The following is a 16,334-nucleotide window of genomic DNA, read 5'->3' as shown; positions in this document are numbered from 1 at the left end:
CCCCGCCCCGCCCCGCCCTGATCCGCCGGACGAACCAGGAGGTCAGTCCGACAGGTCGTCGAAGCCGTCGAAACCGCCGAAGGCGGCGCCGTACCGGACGCAGACCATGCGGGCCACCGACTCGTGGGCGCCGAGGGGCTCGGCGCAGCCGGCGCCGATCTCCTCGGCCACCGTCGTGATCCGCTCGCGGTCCGCCTCGGGACCGATGACGTACGGCACCATGGCGAGGCGGTTGGCCCCGATCTTGCGGAGCCGCTCGGCGGCGTCGCGCACCGTCGGCACGCCGTCCAGCGCGGCGGGGACGACGGGAAGCGTCAGACGGGCGGCCAGCAGGACGGCCGTCGCGTCGGCCCCGCGGGCGGCCTCGTCGCCCCCGGCGGTCGCGACGATGATCCCGTCGACGGGCGAGGAGACGTTGAACAGCCGCATGCGGTCGGCGCGGGCCAGGCCCGCCTCGGACAGCCGCACGTGCAGGGCCTCGGCCAGCAGCGGATGCGGGCCGAGCGGCTCGGTGATCCGCACCGCCGCCCCGCTCTGCGTCACGGCGTCCCGTACGGCGCGCCGGACGCGGGGATGGGGTCCGGTGACGAGCGGCACCACCACCGCCGCCGGCCCGCCGGCCGGCCTCTTGGCCGCGATGTCGGCGAACTCCTTGGTCAGGTCGGTGCCGCCGTCGGCCAGCGAGACGATGCGAAGGTCGAGTTGCGGGTTGTCGATCCGGACGATGGAGGCGACCTCGGCGGCCACGTCCGCGCCCTGGCCCGCCGGATCTCCGGCCCTGCCCGGCACGGCCAGGACCAGGGCGGGCGCGTCGGCCGGCAGGTCGGCCGGCAGCGGCCGTCGGTGGCGACCGGTCCCGGGCCGGGAGGATCGCTCCCGGGTGGGGAGCTTGGGCGGGTCCTCGTGACCTTCGTTCACATCGGCGGATTCTAGGGCGAAACCGGTCTAAGAGCAGAACCAACGCGCGGCTTGTTGCGGCTTGGTGATCTAGACGTTTTCCGTCTCGCTTACTTGACGCTGCTGGTGGCCGTCGCTTTGATAAGGGCCGTCCATGCTGAAAACGTTTACAGCTCCCGCGTGCTGCCACGCGTGGACGAGTACACGAGAGTCTCCCCAGAGTGAGGTGGCCGTGACCGAGGGTCCCACGATCACCACGATCGCGCAACGCGCCGGCCTGTCGATCGCCTCGGTGTCCCGGGTGCTCAACGGGCTGCCGACGCGCGAGGACACGGTGCGCCGGGTCATGCGCGCGGCCGACGAACTCGGCTACGTGCCCAACTCGGTGGCCCGTTCGCTGCGCAACCGCCGCACCCACCAGATCGCCTTCGCGCTGTCCGACATCGGCAACCCCGTCTACGTGGCGATGGTGCGGGAGATCCAGGCCGTGCTGAAGGCGGCCGGATACCGCCTGCTGCTCCACTCGACCGCGGGCGACCGGGAGGACGAGCTGGGCGTGCTGCGCGGGCTGCGGGAGCGCTACGTGGACGGCCTCATCATCAGCCCGCTGCGCGGCGTCGGGGCGGAGCACATCGAGGCCGTCACCACGGCGCGGGTCCCCGTGGTCGTCGTCGGCCCGGTGCCGGAGGGCACGCCGGTGGACAACGTGCGGGGCGACTCGCGGACGGGCGTCCTGCTCGCGATGGACCACCTGCACGGCCTCGGCAGGCGGCGGATCGGCCTGCTCAACGGCCCGCTCGGCACGGCGCCCGGCGCGGCCCGCGCCGCCGCCTACCGGGAGGCGCTGGAACTGCTCGGCCTGCCGTACGACGAGGGCCTGGTCGAGGTGGGCGACTTCACGCGCGACCGCGGCGCGCGAGCCGCGCGGGCGCTGCTGGCGCGCGCTCCCGGTCTCGACGCGCTGATGTGCGCCAGCGACCTGATCGCGCTCGGCGCCCTCGACGTGCTGCGGGAGCAGGGCAGGGACGTCCCCGGCGACGTCGCCGTGGTCGGCATGGACGACACCGAGCTCGCGTCGGTCGCCTGGCCGTCGCTGACCAGCGTCTCGCTCGGCTGGGCCGAGCGCGGCAGGGCCGCCGCGAGGCTGCTGCTCGACCGCCTGCGGGACGGTTCGCTGCCGCCGCGCGTGGTGACCGTGGAGCCGGGCCTGATGGTCCGGTGCTCGACCGGAGGCGGGCCGGTGACCGCGTTCGCCACCCGTGCCCGCGCCCGCGCCAGTGCCCGCGCGCTCGCGCTCGCCGGGGGAGACCGGCCGTGATCTCGGTGTTCGGCAGCGCCAACATGGACCTGGTCGCGTACGTGGCGCAGGCCCCCAAGCCGGGGGAGACCATCACGGGCCGGGCCTTCCGCACGATCCCCGGAGGCAAGGGGGCCAACCAGGCGATCGCCGCCGCACGGGCGGGCGGGCGCGTCGCGTTCCTCGGGGCGGTCGGCGACGACGCGTTCGGACCGGGGCTGCGCGCGGCGCTCACCGGGGCGGGCGTCGACACGAGCGGGGTGCGGACGGTCCCCGGCCCGTCCGGTGTCGCCCACATCGTCGTGCAGGACGGCGGCGACAACTCGATCATCGTCGTGCCGGGGGCCAACGGCGCGCTCACCGGCCCCTCGGCGGAGGACGCGGAGACGATCGGGCGGTCCCGCGCCCTGCTCCTGCAACTGGAGCTCCCGATGGAGGCCGTGGTCGCCGCCGCCCGTCTGGCCGGCGCCGTGACTGGCGTGGAGGTGCTCCTCACCCCCGCCCCTGCCGTGCCGCTGCCCGCCGAACTGCTGGACGCGGTCGGCGTCGTCGTGCCGAACGAGCACGAGGCGGCGGTCCTCACCGGACGCGACGACCCCCGCGACGCGCTGGAGGCGCTGCTCGAACGCGTTCCCGAGGCCGTCGTGACGCTCGGCGCCCGGGGCGCGTTGTACGGCTCCCGCGACGGCGTCCGCCTCCACGAGCCCGCGGTCCCGGTGCGGGCGGTGGACACCACGGCGGCGGGGGACACCTTCGCCGGCGCGCTCGCCGTGGCCAGGACCGAGGTGCTCGGCCCCGGGGAGGCGCTGCGCTTCGCCTCGGCGGCGGCGGCGCTGTCGGTCCGGCGGGAGGGCGCCAGCACCTCGATGCCGCACCGGCCCGAGATCGACCGGCTCGTACGGGACCGAACGTAAAATCTCTGAATACAGAGAGTGATTGGGGGGTAGCTCTGCGTTGTTCCACGTCATCGCTTCGCAGAGAAGAGGTATCCGTTGATCAGATCACTGGAGCGCGCCGGGATCGCGGCGCTCGTGACCGCCGCCCTGTTCGCGGCCCCGGCGGTTCTCGCGGCGCCGGCCGCCCACGCCGCCGCCGGACGCCCGGCCGGAGACGACGTGTACCGCACCTGGTTCACGAGCCACGCGCGCTGTGTGGCGGAGGGCCAGGGCGGGATCGACCGCGGCCACTGGGAGCACTACACCTGCTCCGAGGGCGACTGGTTCTGGCATCTGTGGACCAACCGCTGAGCTGAGACGCGATCCGGCGCCGGCGCTCACCCCGCCGGGGCCGGGCCGCGAGACGGCCGGGCCGGATCACGCGGCGAGATCCGGGGCCGGAGCCCGGGGCCGGATCAAGAGAGCGGAGATCGCAGGGGAGGATGAGGGGCGACCGGCCGACATGATTCGTTAGGAGCGCGCATGCAGGTCCACGACCTGTCCGGCGGCGGAGACGTCCTCACCCGCGTCGAGGGGGTCGCCCGCCGTGCCCTTGAGCGGTACGGGCTGCCCCCGGACGCCGCCGTGACGTTGCTCAACGTGTCGGAGAACGCGACCTTCACCGTGCACACCGGCGGACCGGATGGTGTGCCGGACGGCGGGGCAGAGGGCGGGACGGACGGCGTGCCGGGCGGCGGCATGCGCGGCGCGACGCGCGCGATCCTGCGGGTCCACCGGCTCGGCTACCAGTCGCCGGCCGCCATCGCCAGCGAGCTGGCCTGGCTGGAGGCGTTGCGCGAGGAGGCGGGCGTCGTCACGCCCCGCGTGTTGCCGGCCCGCGACGGGTCCCGTGTCGTCACGGTCGAGGACCCGGGCGCCGAGCCCCGCCACTGCGTGATGTTCGAGTTCCTTCCCGGCGCCGAACCGGCCGAGGACCGACTGGTGGAGGAGTTCGAGCGGCTGGGCGCGCTGACCGCCCGCATGCACCGGCACGCCCGGGGCTGGGCGAGGCCGGCCTCCTTCACCCGCTTCCACTGGGACCTCGACGCCGCCTTCGGGCCCTCGCCCCGCTGGGGCAGATGGCAGGACGGCGTGGGGGTCGACCGTGCGGCGCGCGCCGTGCTCGCCCGCCTGGAGGCCGAGCTGCGCCGCAGGCTGGGGCGTTACGGCACGGGCCCGGACCGGTACGGGCTCATCCACGCCGACCTCCGCCTGGCCAACCTGCTGGTGGACGGCGAGGCGGAGGTCGGCGTCATCGACTTCGACGACTGCGGCCTCGGCTGGTACCTGTACGACCTCGCCGCCGCCGTCAGCTTCATCGAGCACCGGCCCGAGGTGCCGCACATGGCGGAGTCGTGGGTGCGCGGCTACCGGACCGTGCTCGACCTCCCGAAGGAGGACGAGGCCGAGATCTGGACGTTCATCCTGTTCCGCCGCCTCCTCCTCGTCGCCTGGATCGGCTCCCACCCGGCCGCCGCCGGGGCCGCCCGGCTCGGCGCCGGCTACACGCGCGACAGCTGCGAGCTGGCCGAGCGCTATCTGAACGGATCGCTCAACGGATCACTGAGCGGATCACGCTGAGGAAAGCATTCGAAAAGGAACCGGTCAGTTCGGGTGAATCCGGGATCAGAAGGACATTACGCCGGGTACGGGGAGCGTCGTTCACACATCGTCACCGCGGAGGTGCCAGGTGCTGGACCGGATCGCCGATCCCAGGGGGCGGCGCACGCCGTACGGACCTCCCGACGCGGTGGAACGGCTGGCCGCGGCCCTGCCGGGGCGCATGCGCGACGCGCTTCCCCCGGTCATCCGCCTGGGCAGCCCGTGGCCGGTGCGGGTCGACGTGTTCCTGGAGGACGGCGTCACCGAGGACGACGTCGAGTGCTGGGTCCCCGCCGCTTCGGCGGCCGGTTCCCACGGGGACGCCGTCGACCTGGCGGTGCGCGGCGGGCGGGTGGTGGGCGTACGCGGCCGGGCCGGTGACCGGGTCAACCACGGCAGGCTGGATCCGCGCGAGTGGCCCGCCTGGCAGCCACGCCCGGGACGGCTGACCCGGCCCCTCGTACGCGAGGGCCGGCGCCTGGTCGAGTCGACGTGGGACATCGCGATGGACCGCGTCGTCACCCGGTCGAGGCGGCTGCTCGCGGCGCCCGGCGGCTGGGGCCGGATCGCCTTCCACACGGGCCCCCGGCTGTTCCTGGAGGAGCACTACACGCTCGCCGTGATCGGCAAGGCGGGCATCGGCACCCCGCACATGGACGGCGACACCCGCGGGTGCGCGGCGGCGGCGGCGACCGCCCTCGCGGCGAGCTTCGGCACCGACGGCCAGCCCGGTTCGTACACCGACGTGGACCACTGCGACGCGCTCGCGCTGTGGGGCCACGACTGCGCGGCCTGCCACCCCGTGCTGTGGGAGCGGATGCTCGACCGGAGGCTCGGCCCCGGGCCACCCGCGATGATCGTGGCCGATCCCGACCGAACGCCCGCCGCGAGGGAGGCCGACGTCCACCTCGCCGTGCGCCGCGGCACCAACGTGGCCCTGCTCAACGGCCTGCTGCACGAGCTCCTCGCGAACGGCTGGCACGACGCGGCCTACGTCGCCGCGCACACCGTGGGCGTCGAACGGCTGTGGCGGACCGTCGAGGCGTACCCGGCCAAGCGGGCGGCGGAGATCTGCGGGGTGCCGGTCGCGCGGATCGAGCAGGCCGCCGAGATCCTGGGCGCCGCCGAACGGCTGGTGTCGACCGTCGGCCCGGCCCTCCTCGGCTCCAACCAGGCGACGGCCGCGGCCTGCCAGGTCGACAACCTCCACCTGCTGCTCGGCATGCTGGGCAGGCCCGGGGCCGGGCTGTTCCAGCTCGGCGGGCCGGGCTGCGACGCCCTGGAGACGGGCTCGGCCGGGGACCTGCCCGGCCTGCGCAACTGGGCCGACCCGGGACACGTGCGCGAACTGGCCGCGCTCTGGAACGTCGACCCCGCCGTCATCCCGCACTGGGGGCCGGCCACCCACGCGGCCCAGATCTTCAGGTACGCGGAGGAGGGCTCCGTCGGGCTGCTGTGGATCACCGCGTCCGACCCCGTGAGCACGACTCCCGGGCTGGAACAGGTCCTCGCCCGCGAGGACCTGTTCGTCGTCGTCCAGGATCCGTACCTCACCGAGACCGCGCTGCTCGCCGACGTCGTGCTCCCCGCGGCCGCCTGGGGCGAGAAGACCGGGACGGTGACCGGCGCCGACCGGACGGTGCACCTGTGCGAGAAGGCGATGGAACCCCCGGGGGAGGCGAGGGCGGACCTCGCCGTCCTGCTCGACTACGCGCGGCGGATGGACCTGCGCGACCGCGACGGCCTGCCGCTCGTCGGCTGGACCGACGCCGAGTCGGCGTTCGAGGCGTGGAAGGCCTGCTCCGGAGGCCGCCCCTGCGACCACACCGGCATCGCCTACGACCGGCTGCGGGCCGGCGGCGTGCAGTGGCCCTGCACGCCGGCCGGCTCCTACGGCGCGGAACGCCTGTACGCCGGGGGGAGGTTCGCCACCGAGCCGGGGCGCTGCCAGACGTTCGGGGCCGACCTGGCCACGGGCGCGGAGTACGGCGAGGAGCGGTACCGCGCCGACGACCCCGGAGGGCGGGCGTTCCTCCACGCCGCCGACTACGAGCCGTCTCCCGAGGTGGCCGACGACGAGCATCCGCTGGTTCTCCTCGTCTGCCGGGCGCCGCGCCTGTCTCCCGCCCCGCCGTACCTGGAGGTCCATCCGGGTGACGCCGCGGCGTACGGCGTGGAGGAGGGCGACCTCGTGCGGGCCGAGTCGCCCCGGGGCGCGCTGGAGGCCGTCGCCCGGCTGTCGGGCGTCCGCCCCGGAGCCGTGGTCCTGCGGCTCGGCGGCCGGTCCGAGGCCGAGGCCCGGGCGGCGGCGGAGCTCACGCTCACCTCGTGGGACCCGGTGTCGCGGCAGCCGCTGCGCACCGCGGCGGCGGTGCGCCTGGTGCGGGCCGCCCCCGGGCCGGATGAGCCCGGGGAGGAGCTCACGCCCGCGGAGGGCGTCTGCCCTGTCGTCACGCCCCTCGGGCACGGCGTCGCCGTACGCGAGCGGTACGAGGAGGTCTGACGTCCGCGATCACCGGAGAGGGGTGGGGTCATGGACACCGACACCGCGCGTACGGCCGGCGGGGAGGCCGCCCCCGGGTGGGCCGATCGGTGACCGTCCACCTGGCGGACTACCTGGCGCTCCTGGTGCGGACGGAGCAGGAGCTGTCCGGCGGGTTCCACGCGCTGTGGCGCGGTCATCCCCGGGAGCCCGACCTGTGCGGCGTGTGCGAGCGCCTGGCCGCGCAGTGCCGGGCGCACGCGGAGCGGCTTGAGCCGTACCAGCGGCGGTACCGGGCACCTCAACAGGGCGAGCGACAGACGGAGCATCGGATGGAGCCGTGGGTGCCGGATCCGGTCATCCTCGACGCGACGCGGGCGGAGCTCCAGCGGGCGGGCCCCGAGGGGGTGGGTCTCGTGATGCCGGCGCGCCCGAGGCCGACGCCCGCACGCGCCACCGGGAACGGTGGTGACGGCGGGGCCGGCGGCGGCCTGGTGCTGCTGCGCGAGCTGCACAGGTTGTACCTTCTCGCGACCGAATGCGATCTTTCCTGGAGCCTGGTCGCACTGGTCGCCCGCGGGCTGAAGGACGACGAGCTCATCGACCTGGCCGGCCGGTGCGCCCCCGAGACGGCCATGCAGTTGCTCTGGCTGCGGACCCGGATGCGGCGGGCCGCGCCGCAGGCCCTCGTCGTCACGTCCTGGTGAGGTTCGCATATCGCGCGGATTCATACAAACGCGGAGAAGAATCGTCCAGAGGACGCGGCCTCGTTCTCGTCTGTCGTCATTGTCGCAATTCACGGCAGGACTGAGACAGGGCTGATTCGCCGACAAATGTCGCCATGTAGACAATATTGAGATCATGTCGCGGGATCGTTGCAGAAATTAGATTGTGCTCGGATGGCGATAATTGATAGAAAATGATTACGACGAGGGATGGGTGCGCCCATCGACGACGCCGGTGCTCATGGCGGGGGCCGTACCGGCGGTGCGGAACGCCGGGAAAACGGGTCCGGCACCGTGGGTCGTTTCATATATATCGGTGCCGACGCCTGCCGCGGCCGGCGTCGGCACCACCGATTTCCGCACCGTGAGCACAGTTTCCGCACCGTGAGCGGCGTCAGCACGGCACCCCTGCCGTCTGCCCGGCGCAGCCACCCGTGCCACTGCGCGCGCCTGCGGCTGTGTACGGGCGTCGCCGCGTGGATGTCACGGTTGGGAAGGCGCTGTGCGGATGCCGCTGCCCGAGATTGGGCTACCTGTGAGGAGGAACGACAGCACGCGCGGCCGATGAGGCACCACTGCATGGGTGCCGGGATGGGGTGGTGGGCGATACTGGGATTGAACCAGTGACCTCTTCCGTGTCAGGGAAGCGCTCTCCCGCTGAGCTAATCGCCCGTGCCCGGATGTCGTCCGGGCTCCGAGCGGAAGACGGGATTCGAACCCGCGACCCTCACCTTGGCAAGGTGATGCTCTACCACTGAGCCACTTCCGCAGCCATCGCTCGGGATTCCCCGGCGACGCGTGCTCAACTCTAGCGGATCCCCGGGGGTGCCGGTGCCATCTGTTCCCACCCGGAGAGCGATCGGAGAGCGCGGGCCGCCGCGCCCGGCCGTGCTGGGGGCCGCCGCCGGGCGGGCCGGCCTCCCGCCGGGCCCGCGGCGCCGTACGGGCGACCCCGGGCGTGACCGCACACCGGGAGGCGTTGACCTGCGGGGGAGGCCGTGCGCACGACGAGGCGCAACCGTACGCAGAGGGGATTACCGCCATGGCGAAAGTGCTCATCATCACGGGCGACGCGGCCGAGGACCTGGAGGTGATGTACCCGTACCAGCGGCTCCTGGAGGAGGGCTACGAGGCGTGCATCGCGGCGCCGTCCGCTAAGCGGCTGCAGTTCGTCGTGCACGACTTCGTCGAGGGCTTCGACACCTACACCGAGAAGCCGGGCCACACCTGGGCGGCCGACGTCGCCTTCGCCGACGTGGACCCCGGAGAGTACGCCGCGCTGGTGATCCCCGGCGGGCGCGCGCCCGAGTATCTCCGGGGCGACCGCCACGTCCAGGAGATCGTGCGGCACTTCGCCGGTGCGGGCAAGCCGATCGCCGCGCTGTGCCACGGTCCGCTGGTGCTGGCGGCCGCCGGGGTCCTGAAGGGCCGAGAGTGCAGCGCGTACCCCGCCTGCGCTCCGGACGTGGAGAACGGCGGCGGCACATGGGTCGACAGCGAGGCGCACGTCGACCAGAACCTCGTGACCGGGCGGGCCTGGCCGGACCACCCCGCGTGGATGCGCGAGTTCATGAGGGTCCTGCGGGCCGCCGCCCCCGCGACCTGATCCCCGCGTGCCCGGCGGGTGTCCAGAAGGGTCTCGGGCCGGCACGGCCCGCGCGGCGTTCTCGGCATCCACCGCGTCGCTCTTGCCGCGCCGGCGCTGCCGGCGCGGCCGGCTCGGTTCCCTTCGATCACGTGCAGTCCGGGAGGCGGGGCCTGGACAGACCCTCGTCGCGCGGGGCCTTGGTAGCAACGAGCACACGCTGCACAACTGGGTGCAGATGGACCGGCACGCCGGCGGCAGCGGCTGAGGCGGGACGCTGGAGGAGTCCGAGCGCGAGTAGCTGGAGCGGCTGCGGCGGGAGAAGGCCGAGCTGGTCAAGCAGCACGCCCGCGAGAAGGGCTGTATGAGAGAAGGAACGCGCTGAGCTGGAGGTTTCCCGCTGCAGCGGCCACGGCAACGCTGAGACACCGCAGGTTGGAGATCTCGGGCCGGGCATCCGGGCCGGCACCAGTCTGATGTGGCGGGGCGGGAAGACGCATTCAGCGCCAACCTTCATGGGATCGGCCTGCGGAGCTGAACTCCCACCAAGTACGCGGCCCGGACATCGGAACTCCCGATCAACTTCAGGGCACCCTCTGGAAGCGTCAGATCATACATCAGACCGGCCACTTTCCCTTCCCGGAGCACACTCTCGAGATGGCCTGCGTCGATACCCTTCTTAAGGAGCAAATCGCGGTCGGCGGGGGTCAGTTTCGCCAGCCAGGAACGAAACTGCTTGACAGGCCCTCCATGGTCACATTCAGGCAAGGAAAGCTGGTCGCAGTTCGAACTTGCCCACGTCGCGGGAAGCCCACTGTCCAGGATCGCGGGAAAGAGAGCCTTCTGCGCATCGCTGAGGTTTTTCCTCTCCAATTCCTCGTCGGACATCTCATGCCTCAGCTCGACGATGACGCTGACCGCGAAATGGTCGTCATCCAGACCCTTCAGCACCCGTGCTACCTGCCGCTTCGCCTGTTCGCTCCGTCCTGCACCCGCCATGTACTCCTTCAACGCGTCGGTGGCATCGTCCTTTTCCAGGCGGGGGAATATGAGAGTTCCTTCGGTATCCGTTCGGACGATGAAAGGGGTTCTGGCGATAGCCCCAGAAGTGTCATAGCCGGCCTGAGGGACACGCTCTATTGCGATCGCAACACCATTCTCCCCCGTCGGCACGTTGTGGACGGATTCGGCGTCCAAGTCGACCGCATAGTCTGGCCTGATTATAGACAGTGCTACTCCATATAATTCTCGCAGATGCTGTGCCGGCCGGGCTTCCAATTTTGCAGAGGTTTCTTCCGCTGTGCATGCAGCCGCTAATGACAGAAGCGCTACCGCCGCTACAGCGGCCTTAGTTGAAACACGCATGCGTTGACCCATCTTCGGATAAGAACATGGACGTTGCCCGGCGACTTCATCATCAAAAGGCGCCGGGCAACTCTGGACTCCACTAGCGACTGCTACCAGTACTACATTCGTAGATCTTGAGGTGGTGGGTCTCCTCGCCGTCGGTAATGACTGATCAACGCCCGTGTCTGGTGGATGAGCCGGAACCTGGACCAGGCGAGAACATGCTCGACGAGCCGGGTCGCGGGGAGGAAGAGCCGGGCCAGGACGCGGCGGATCTCGGCTACTGATGGGCGGATCAGCCGCGGTGGGATCAGTGTGGTCGCTCCGGGAGTCGTCTGGCTTTTCCCTGGTCGGTGTCGGTTTCACTGTCGGGGAGGTTGGCGCGGGTGACGGCGAGAAAGGCCAGCGCGAGCATCGCGGTGGTGACGTGCCGGTGCCACGGCGTCCACTTGCGGACCTGGTACTGAGTCAACCCGAGCAGGTCTTTTCCCTGCTCGTTGTTCTCCTCGATCTTCCAGCGCGTCCCGGCGATGCGGATGAGTTCGCTGATCGGGGTGCCCATCCGGGCGTGTGCCAGGAAGAATTCGATGTCATCGGGGTCGGCGACACTGCGCCGGATCAGCAGCGTGTGCCCGTACCCCGGGGCGGGGGCCTGGTCTTTGACATGCACCGCGACGGCGGCCCAGTCATACAGGCGCACCCCCTTGGTGCCCTGCCCGCATGAGCGGCGCTCCCACAACCCGACATCGCCCAGCGCGAGCAGCCGATCCAGCACGTGCCCGGCCGGCTCGCCGTCCCCGGTCACGGTGACCAGGGGCAGGTCGACCGGGACAGCCATCACGTAGGCGATCGGACGCTCAGGGCGGTGACACAACGCCCGCAGCTCGGGGTCACGCCCGTAGCCGGCATCGGCTGCCAGGTACGCAAACGGGGTCCCCGCATCCACCTCCTGCGCAAGCATGTCCATCACCAAGCGCGGCTTGGTGGCGAAGGTGACCTCCTCGGGCACCCCAGCAGCCGCCCGCCGCCGCCCGTCATGTGCCCAGGACTCCGGCAGGTACAACCGGCGGTTGATGAACGCGTGCCCGGCCGCCGAGGCGTAGGTGAGCATCGGCATGACCTGGCAGTTCTCCACCTGCCCGGTGGCGCCGCAGTACTGGCGGGCTACCCCGACCGACCGGTCGCCCTTCTTGATCGCCTGAGTGTCGTCGGCGATCAGGACCGCGTCCGCGCTGCCCAGATGCTCCACCACATAGTCACGCACCTGCTCCCGCAGCGCCTCGACATCCCACTTCGCACGGTCCAGCAGGTGCTCAAACCGGTTGGCGGTGGAGTGCCCGACATGGTCGGACAGTTGCCAGGAGTTCTTGCGCGGCACGTCGGCCAGAAGACCACGCACCAGATCGGCGAAGTTCGCCCGCGGCTCAGGCCGCACGAACAGCGTGCGCCCGATTCGTTCGGTCAGGGCCGTCAGTTCGGCGTCCCAGGACATGACCAGATCGTAGGAGAGAGGTAACGACAAGACCATGCCGTATCCGGCACCTCGGCGCTCTCCAAACACTCAAACCGATCTACGGATGTAGTACGGGTCAGGCCCAGGCCGGTCTTCAGTACGCGGTAGCCGTGCTCGATCCGTCGGCGATCTTCGCCGGGTGGACCAGGTCCGCGGCCCCGTGTCGGTGGGCAGGACGGACGACGGCCTCGGTGGGCTCGCTCTCGCCGGGCGGGCTCAGGCCAGAGTGGAACCGGGCAGGCCGGAACCGTCGGCGTGGACGCGCGAGTCTGGCAGGTGGAGGTAACTGCGCGCCGTGGTCCGGCGGCTTGAGCCGGGAGGGAGGCCCTTCGTATTCCCTCTTCTCAGCGATCCTCAGTCTGATCCTGCCCGAAAACGGGCAAGAAACTTGTTAGTCGGCATCCGCGCTGCGTTAGGGTCCTGCTCTGTGTCCACGGCACGGCATCCCTTCGAGGATCTGATCGGCCATCTCACCCGGACCACCTCGCTGGGCCCGGGTGAGGCGGCCCGCGTGGTCGCCGACGTCCTGGCGTACTTCGGCGAGCCCGCGGAAGAGTACGTGCGGCGCCGCCACGGCGAACTCAAGTCGAGGGGGCTGACCAACGACCAGATCTTCCCCAGGATCTCCACCGAGCTCGCGGGAAGGCGTGTCGCGGCACCGGAGCTGACCCTGCGCCAGCTCCGGAGGATCGTTTACGGATAGGAGCGGTTATGTGCGGAATCGTCGCTTACGTCGGGCCTCAGGATGCGGCGCCCATCCTGCTCGAAGGTCTCCAGCGGCTGGAGTACCGGGGCTACGACTCGGCCGGCCTCGCCGTCGTGAACTCCAGGAGCCTCAAGACGCGCAAGGTCAAGGGCCGGGTCGCCGACCTGGCGGCGGTGGTGCCCGCGAAGTTCAGGGGCACGATCGGGATCGGGCACACCCGGTGGGCCACGCACGGCGCGCCCAGTGACGTGAACGCGCACCCGCACCTCGACCAGGAGCAGCGGATCGCCGTCGTGCACAACGGCATCATCGAGAACGCCGACGAGCTGCGCCGCCGCCTGGAGGGCGAGGGCGTGACGTTCGAGAGCGAGACCGACAGCGAGGTGCTCTCCCACCTCGTCGGGCGGATGGTCAAGGAGACCGACTCGCTGCGGGAGGCCGTGCAGCGGGCGCTGAAGAGCGTGGTCGGCACGTACGGCATCGCCGTCGTCGACGCGCAGCGTCCCGGCGAGATCGTGGTCGCCCGCAACGGCAGCCCGATCGTCCTCGGCCTCGGCGAGAAGGAGATGTTCGCCGCCTCCGACGTCGCCGCGCTCATCCGCTACACCCGGCAGGTCGTCCACCTGGAGGACGGCGAGCTGGCGGTCATCAAGGCCGACGGGTTCAACACCTTCACCGGCGACGCCCGGGAGACCGCCAAGGAGCCGTTCACGGTCGACTGGGACGCCGGTCACTACGACAACGGCGGCTACGAGCACTACCTGCTCAAGGAGATCTCCGAGCAGCCCGACACGGTCGCCCGCACCCTGCGCGGGCGCATCGACGACCGGTTCCACATCGCCCACCTCGGCGGCCTCAACATGGACGCCCGCGAGACCCGGTCCTTCCGCCGCGTGAAGATCATCGGCTGCGGGTCCGCGTACTACTCCGGGCAGATCGGCGCGCAGCTCATCGAGGAGCTGGCCCGCATCCCCGCCGACGCCGAGCCGGCCTCGGAGTTCCGCTACCGCAGCCCGGTCGTCGAGCCCGACACGCTGTACGTCGCCATCAGCCAGTCGGGCGAGACGTACGACACGCTCGCCGCCGTGCAGGAGCTCAAGCGCAAGGGCGGCCGGGTGCTCGGCATCGTCAACACCGTCGGCAGCGCCATCGCCCGGGAGACCGACGGCGGCATCTACCTGCACGCCGGGCCCGAGGTCTCGGTGGCCTCCACCAAGGCGTTCACCTCCACCGCCGTGGCGTTCGCGCTGCTCGCCCTGCACCTCGGCCGCGTACGGGACCTGTCGCCGGCCGACGGCCGCAGGATCTGCGACGGCCTGCGGCGGCTGCCCGAGCAGATCAAGGAGATCCTCACCCTGGAGGACCGGATCAGGGAGCTGGCCAAGAAGTACGCCGACGCTCCGGGCATGATGTTCGTCGGGCGGGTCCGGGGCTACCCGGTGGCCCGCGAGGGCGCCCAGAAGCTCAAGGAGATCTCCTACGTCCACGCGGAGGCGTACCCGGCGAGCGAGCTCAAGCACGGCCCGCTGGCGCTGATCAGCCCCGAGCTGCCGACCGTCGCGGTCGTGCCGGACGACGAACTGCTGGACAAGAACCTCACCACGCTCGGCGAGATCCGGGCCAGGCACGGCCGCATCCTCATGGTCGGCCACCGCACCTCGGAGGCGGCCGACGACTGCATCGTGGTGCCCAGGAACGAGGTGGAGCTGGACCCCATCCTGCTCACGATCCCGCTCCAGCTGTTCGCCTACCACGCCGCCGTCGCCCTCGGCCGCGACGTCGACCGCCCCCGCAACCTCGCCAAGAGCGTGACGGTCGAGTAAGCCCATCGGCACCCACGGCTCGCGTCCCAGCGACGCGAGCCGTGCTCGTGCTAGGCGTCGAGGAGGGCGTGCACCTCCCCCAGTAGCCCGCCTCGGCCTGCCCCTCCGGCAGGTCCATGTCGCGCAGCCCCACCTGCCATCGCTGGATCTCGGCATCACGGAACGCGTCGAGCACCGGTCCCGCGTCCCCGGGGGACCAGGGGCGCAGGAGCAGGTCGCCGGCGGGCAGGGACGGCTGCGGCAGCCGCCGCATGGCGCCGGGGGCGACCACGGGAGAGATCGTCGAACCCATGGCGATCACGATAACGCCGGCATCGATTGCCGCATCCGTAACGTCCGTTATGTCATGACATGGGGTCGTTTCTCATAGTGTGTCCGCATAAGGGGCCTTCGGGGGGAGGGTGCCGGCATGCGACGCCGTACGGTTCTCGCACTGGGGGTCCTGGCCCTGGCGGGCGGGTGCGGCGCTCCGGCGCCTTCGTACCGCGGGGAGATCTCCCTCCTCGTCCCCGGCCCGCCGGAGTGCTGGGGGGACGGCGTCGCCCGGAGCCTGAAGTCCCTCATCGAGGCCCGCCGCTGGGCCCGGAGGGTGCTGATCACGCGGGACGCCCAGGGCGGCGGCGCGTCGGCCCTCGGCCGCTTCGCAGCGGGACGGGCGGACCGGCTGATGGTCGCCGACCCCCTCCTGCTCGCCGACTGCGCACTCGGTGACGCGCCCGGTGACGCGCCCGGTGACGTGGGGTCGTTCGCCGCCCGGACCGTGCCGCTGGCCAGGCTGGCGGGGGAGTGGCAGGTGCTGGTGGCCTCCCCCGGCTCGGGCTACCGCACGTTCGAGCAGGTCGCGGCGGCCCTGCTGCACACCCCGGAGCGGGTGAAGGTGGCGGGCGGGCCCGACCGCGGGCCCGGCCACCTGCTGCTCGGCCTGACCGCCCGGGGCCTCGGGGCCGACCCGCGCCTGGCGGCGTACGAGGCCTTCGACAGCTCCGCCCGGGCCGTCGCGGCGGTGGCCGAGGGGACGACCGCGCTCGCCTTCGGCGGGCGCGGCGACGTCGCCGCCCAGGTCAGGGCCGGGCGGCTGCGGCCACTCGCCGTCTCGTCGCCCGAGCGCCTGCCCGGCCTGGACGCGCCCACGCTGGCCGAGTCGGGGGTGCGCGTGGCGTACGCGAACTGGACTGGCCTGCTCGCCCCTCTCGGGGTGACCGCCCGCGAGCGCGACGCGCTGACCGATCTGTGCCGGGCCGTCGTGGACTCGCCCGCCTGGCTCCGCTTGTGCGAGCGCAACGGCTGGACGCCGATGTGGCTCGCCGGTGCGGAGTTCCGGCAGTGGCTGACGGGCGAGGCGCGTCGTACGGCCCTGCTCCTCGACGATCTCGGAATCCGGTGAGCAACACAACTTGTAGGGCTGCTTGCGTGATCGCCCAC

At 71.8% G+C, this 16,334-nt stretch carries 13 protein-coding genes and 2 tRNA genes; 10 read left to right on the top strand and 5 right to left on the bottom strand.

The annotated features are described in order from the left end of the window. Positions 1-42 precede the first annotated feature (42 nt). On the bottom strand, positions 43-918 hold the full coding sequence (locus OG344_RS29735) for a hypothetical protein (RefSeq protein WP_327046532.1): 876 nt from the start codon (positions 916-918) through the stop codon (positions 43-45). 211 nt (positions 919-1,129) lie between these two features. On the opposite strand from OG344_RS29735, the gene OG344_RS29730 reads away from it, so the two are divergent. The 6 genes from OG344_RS29730 to OG344_RS29705 all read left to right on the top strand — a co-directional run bounded on the left by OG344_RS29730 (position 1,130) and on the right by OG344_RS29705 (position 7,920). Beyond that, positions 1,130-2,215, top strand: coding sequence for a LacI family DNA-binding transcriptional regulator (locus tag OG344_RS29730; protein ID WP_405085914.1), 1,086 nt, complete (start codon positions 1,130-1,132; stop codon positions 2,213-2,215). Further along, positions 2,212-3,108, top strand: coding sequence for a ribokinase (locus OG344_RS29725; protein ID WP_405085913.1), 897 nt, complete (start codon positions 2,212-2,214; stop codon positions 3,106-3,108). Before OG344_RS29730 ends, OG344_RS29725 begins: the two co-directional genes overlap by 4 nt. Positions 3,109-3,186: 78 nt before the next feature. After that, on the top strand, positions 3,187-3,441 hold the full coding sequence (locus OG344_RS29720) for a hypothetical protein (RefSeq protein WP_327046529.1): 255 nt from the start codon (positions 3,187-3,189) through the stop codon (positions 3,439-3,441). Between the two features lie 171 nt (positions 3,442-3,612). After that, positions 3,613-4,710 (top strand): phosphotransferase enzyme family protein, encoded by a 1,098-nt coding sequence (locus OG344_RS29715; RefSeq protein ID WP_405085912.1) that lies wholly within the window; start codon positions 3,613-3,615, stop codon positions 4,708-4,710. Between the two features lie 109 nt (positions 4,711-4,819). Further along, on the top strand, positions 4,820-7,234 hold the full coding sequence (locus OG344_RS29710; protein ID WP_405085911.1) for a molybdopterin oxidoreductase family protein: 2,415 nt from the start codon (positions 4,820-4,822) through the stop codon (positions 7,232-7,234). A 77-nt stretch (positions 7,235-7,311) separates the two neighbouring features. Further along, complete coding sequence (locus tag OG344_RS29705) at positions 7,312-7,920, top strand: hypothetical protein (RefSeq protein ID WP_405085910.1); 609 nt, start codon at positions 7,312-7,314, stop codon at positions 7,918-7,920. A 615-nt stretch (positions 7,921-8,535) separates the two neighbouring features. Here the strand turns inward: OG344_RS29705 and OG344_RS29700 are convergent. Together OG344_RS29700 and OG344_RS29695 are read right to left on the bottom strand one after the other, a co-directional pair. After that, positions 8,536-8,610, bottom strand: a tRNA-Val gene (locus OG344_RS29700). 25 nt (positions 8,611-8,635) lie between these two features. After that, positions 8,636-8,707, bottom strand: a tRNA-Gly gene (locus OG344_RS29695). A gap of 273 nt (positions 8,708-8,980) precedes the next feature. Here OG344_RS29695 and OG344_RS29690 point away from each other — a divergent pair. Then, positions 8,981-9,544 (top strand): DJ-1/PfpI family protein, encoded by a 564-nt coding sequence (locus tag OG344_RS29690; RefSeq protein ID WP_405085909.1) that lies wholly within the window; start codon positions 8,981-8,983, stop codon positions 9,542-9,544. Between the two features lie 492 nt (positions 9,545-10,036). Here the strand turns inward: OG344_RS29690 and OG344_RS29685 are convergent, their stop codons facing one another. Together OG344_RS29685 and OG344_RS29680 are read right to left on the bottom strand one after the other, a co-directional pair. Next, positions 10,037-10,720, bottom strand: a complete 684-nt coding sequence (locus OG344_RS29685) for a hypothetical protein (protein ID WP_405085908.1) — start codon at positions 10,718-10,720, stop codon at positions 10,037-10,039. A 460-nt stretch (positions 10,721-11,180) separates the two neighbouring features. After that, positions 11,181-12,362, bottom strand: a complete 1,182-nt coding sequence (locus OG344_RS29680; protein WP_405085907.1) for an IS701 family transposase — start codon at positions 12,360-12,362, stop codon at positions 11,181-11,183. A 448-nt stretch (positions 12,363-12,810) separates the two neighbouring features. Between OG344_RS29680 and OG344_RS29675 the strand changes: the two genes are divergently transcribed. The 3 genes from OG344_RS29675 to OG344_RS29665 all read left to right on the top strand — a co-directional run bounded on the left by OG344_RS29675 (position 12,811) and on the right by OG344_RS29665 (position 16,296). Beyond that, the gene (locus tag OG344_RS29675) at positions 12,811-13,086 is read left to right on the top strand and encodes a hypothetical protein (RefSeq protein WP_327046525.1); all 276 of its coding nucleotides are present in this window, start codon (positions 12,811-12,813) and stop codon (positions 13,084-13,086) included. An 8-nt stretch (positions 13,087-13,094) separates the two neighbouring features. Then, positions 13,095-14,912 carry a glutamine--fructose-6-phosphate transaminase (isomerizing) gene (gene glmS, locus OG344_RS29670; RefSeq protein WP_405085906.1) on the top strand — a complete coding sequence of 606 codons (1,818 nt, stop codon included), beginning with the start codon at positions 13,095-13,097 and terminating at the stop codon, positions 14,910-14,912. A 409-nt stretch (positions 14,913-15,321) separates the two neighbouring features. Further along, positions 15,322-16,296: a Bug family tripartite tricarboxylate transporter substrate binding protein gene (locus OG344_RS29665; RefSeq protein ID WP_405085905.1), complete on the top strand. Its 975-nt coding sequence runs from the start codon at positions 15,322-15,324 to the stop codon at positions 16,294-16,296. The last annotated feature ends 38 nt before the right edge of the window (positions 16,297-16,334 follow it).

The sequence above is a fragment of the Microbispora sp. NBC_01389 genome, assembly GCF_045040095.1.
Lineage (GTDB): Bacteria > Actinomycetota > Actinomycetes > Streptosporangiales > Streptosporangiaceae > Microbispora.
The sequence above is the reverse complement of the archived record's forward strand: the minus strand, read 5'-3'. Positions and strand labels throughout refer to the sequence as shown.

Excerpts from the sequence above, each read along its gene's own strand:
- OG344_RS29715 (WP_405085912.1), top strand. The coding sequence starts at position 3,613 with ATGCAGGTCCACGACCTGTCCGGCGGCGGAGACGTCCTCACCCGCGTC.
- OG344_RS29680 (WP_405085907.1), bottom strand. The coding sequence starts at position 12,362 with ATGTCCTGGGACGCCGAACTGACGGCCCTGACCGAACGAATCGGGCGC.
- OG344_RS29690 (WP_405085909.1), top strand. The coding sequence starts at position 8,981 with ATGGCGAAAGTGCTCATCATCACGGGCGACGCGGCCGAGGACCTGGAG.
- glmS (WP_405085906.1), top strand. The coding sequence starts at position 13,095 with ATGTGCGGAATCGTCGCTTACGTCGGGCCTCAGGATGCGGCGCCCATC.
- OG344_RS29665 (WP_405085905.1), top strand. The coding sequence starts at position 15,322 with ATGCGACGCCGTACGGTTCTCGCACTGGGGGTCCTGGCCCTGGCGGGC.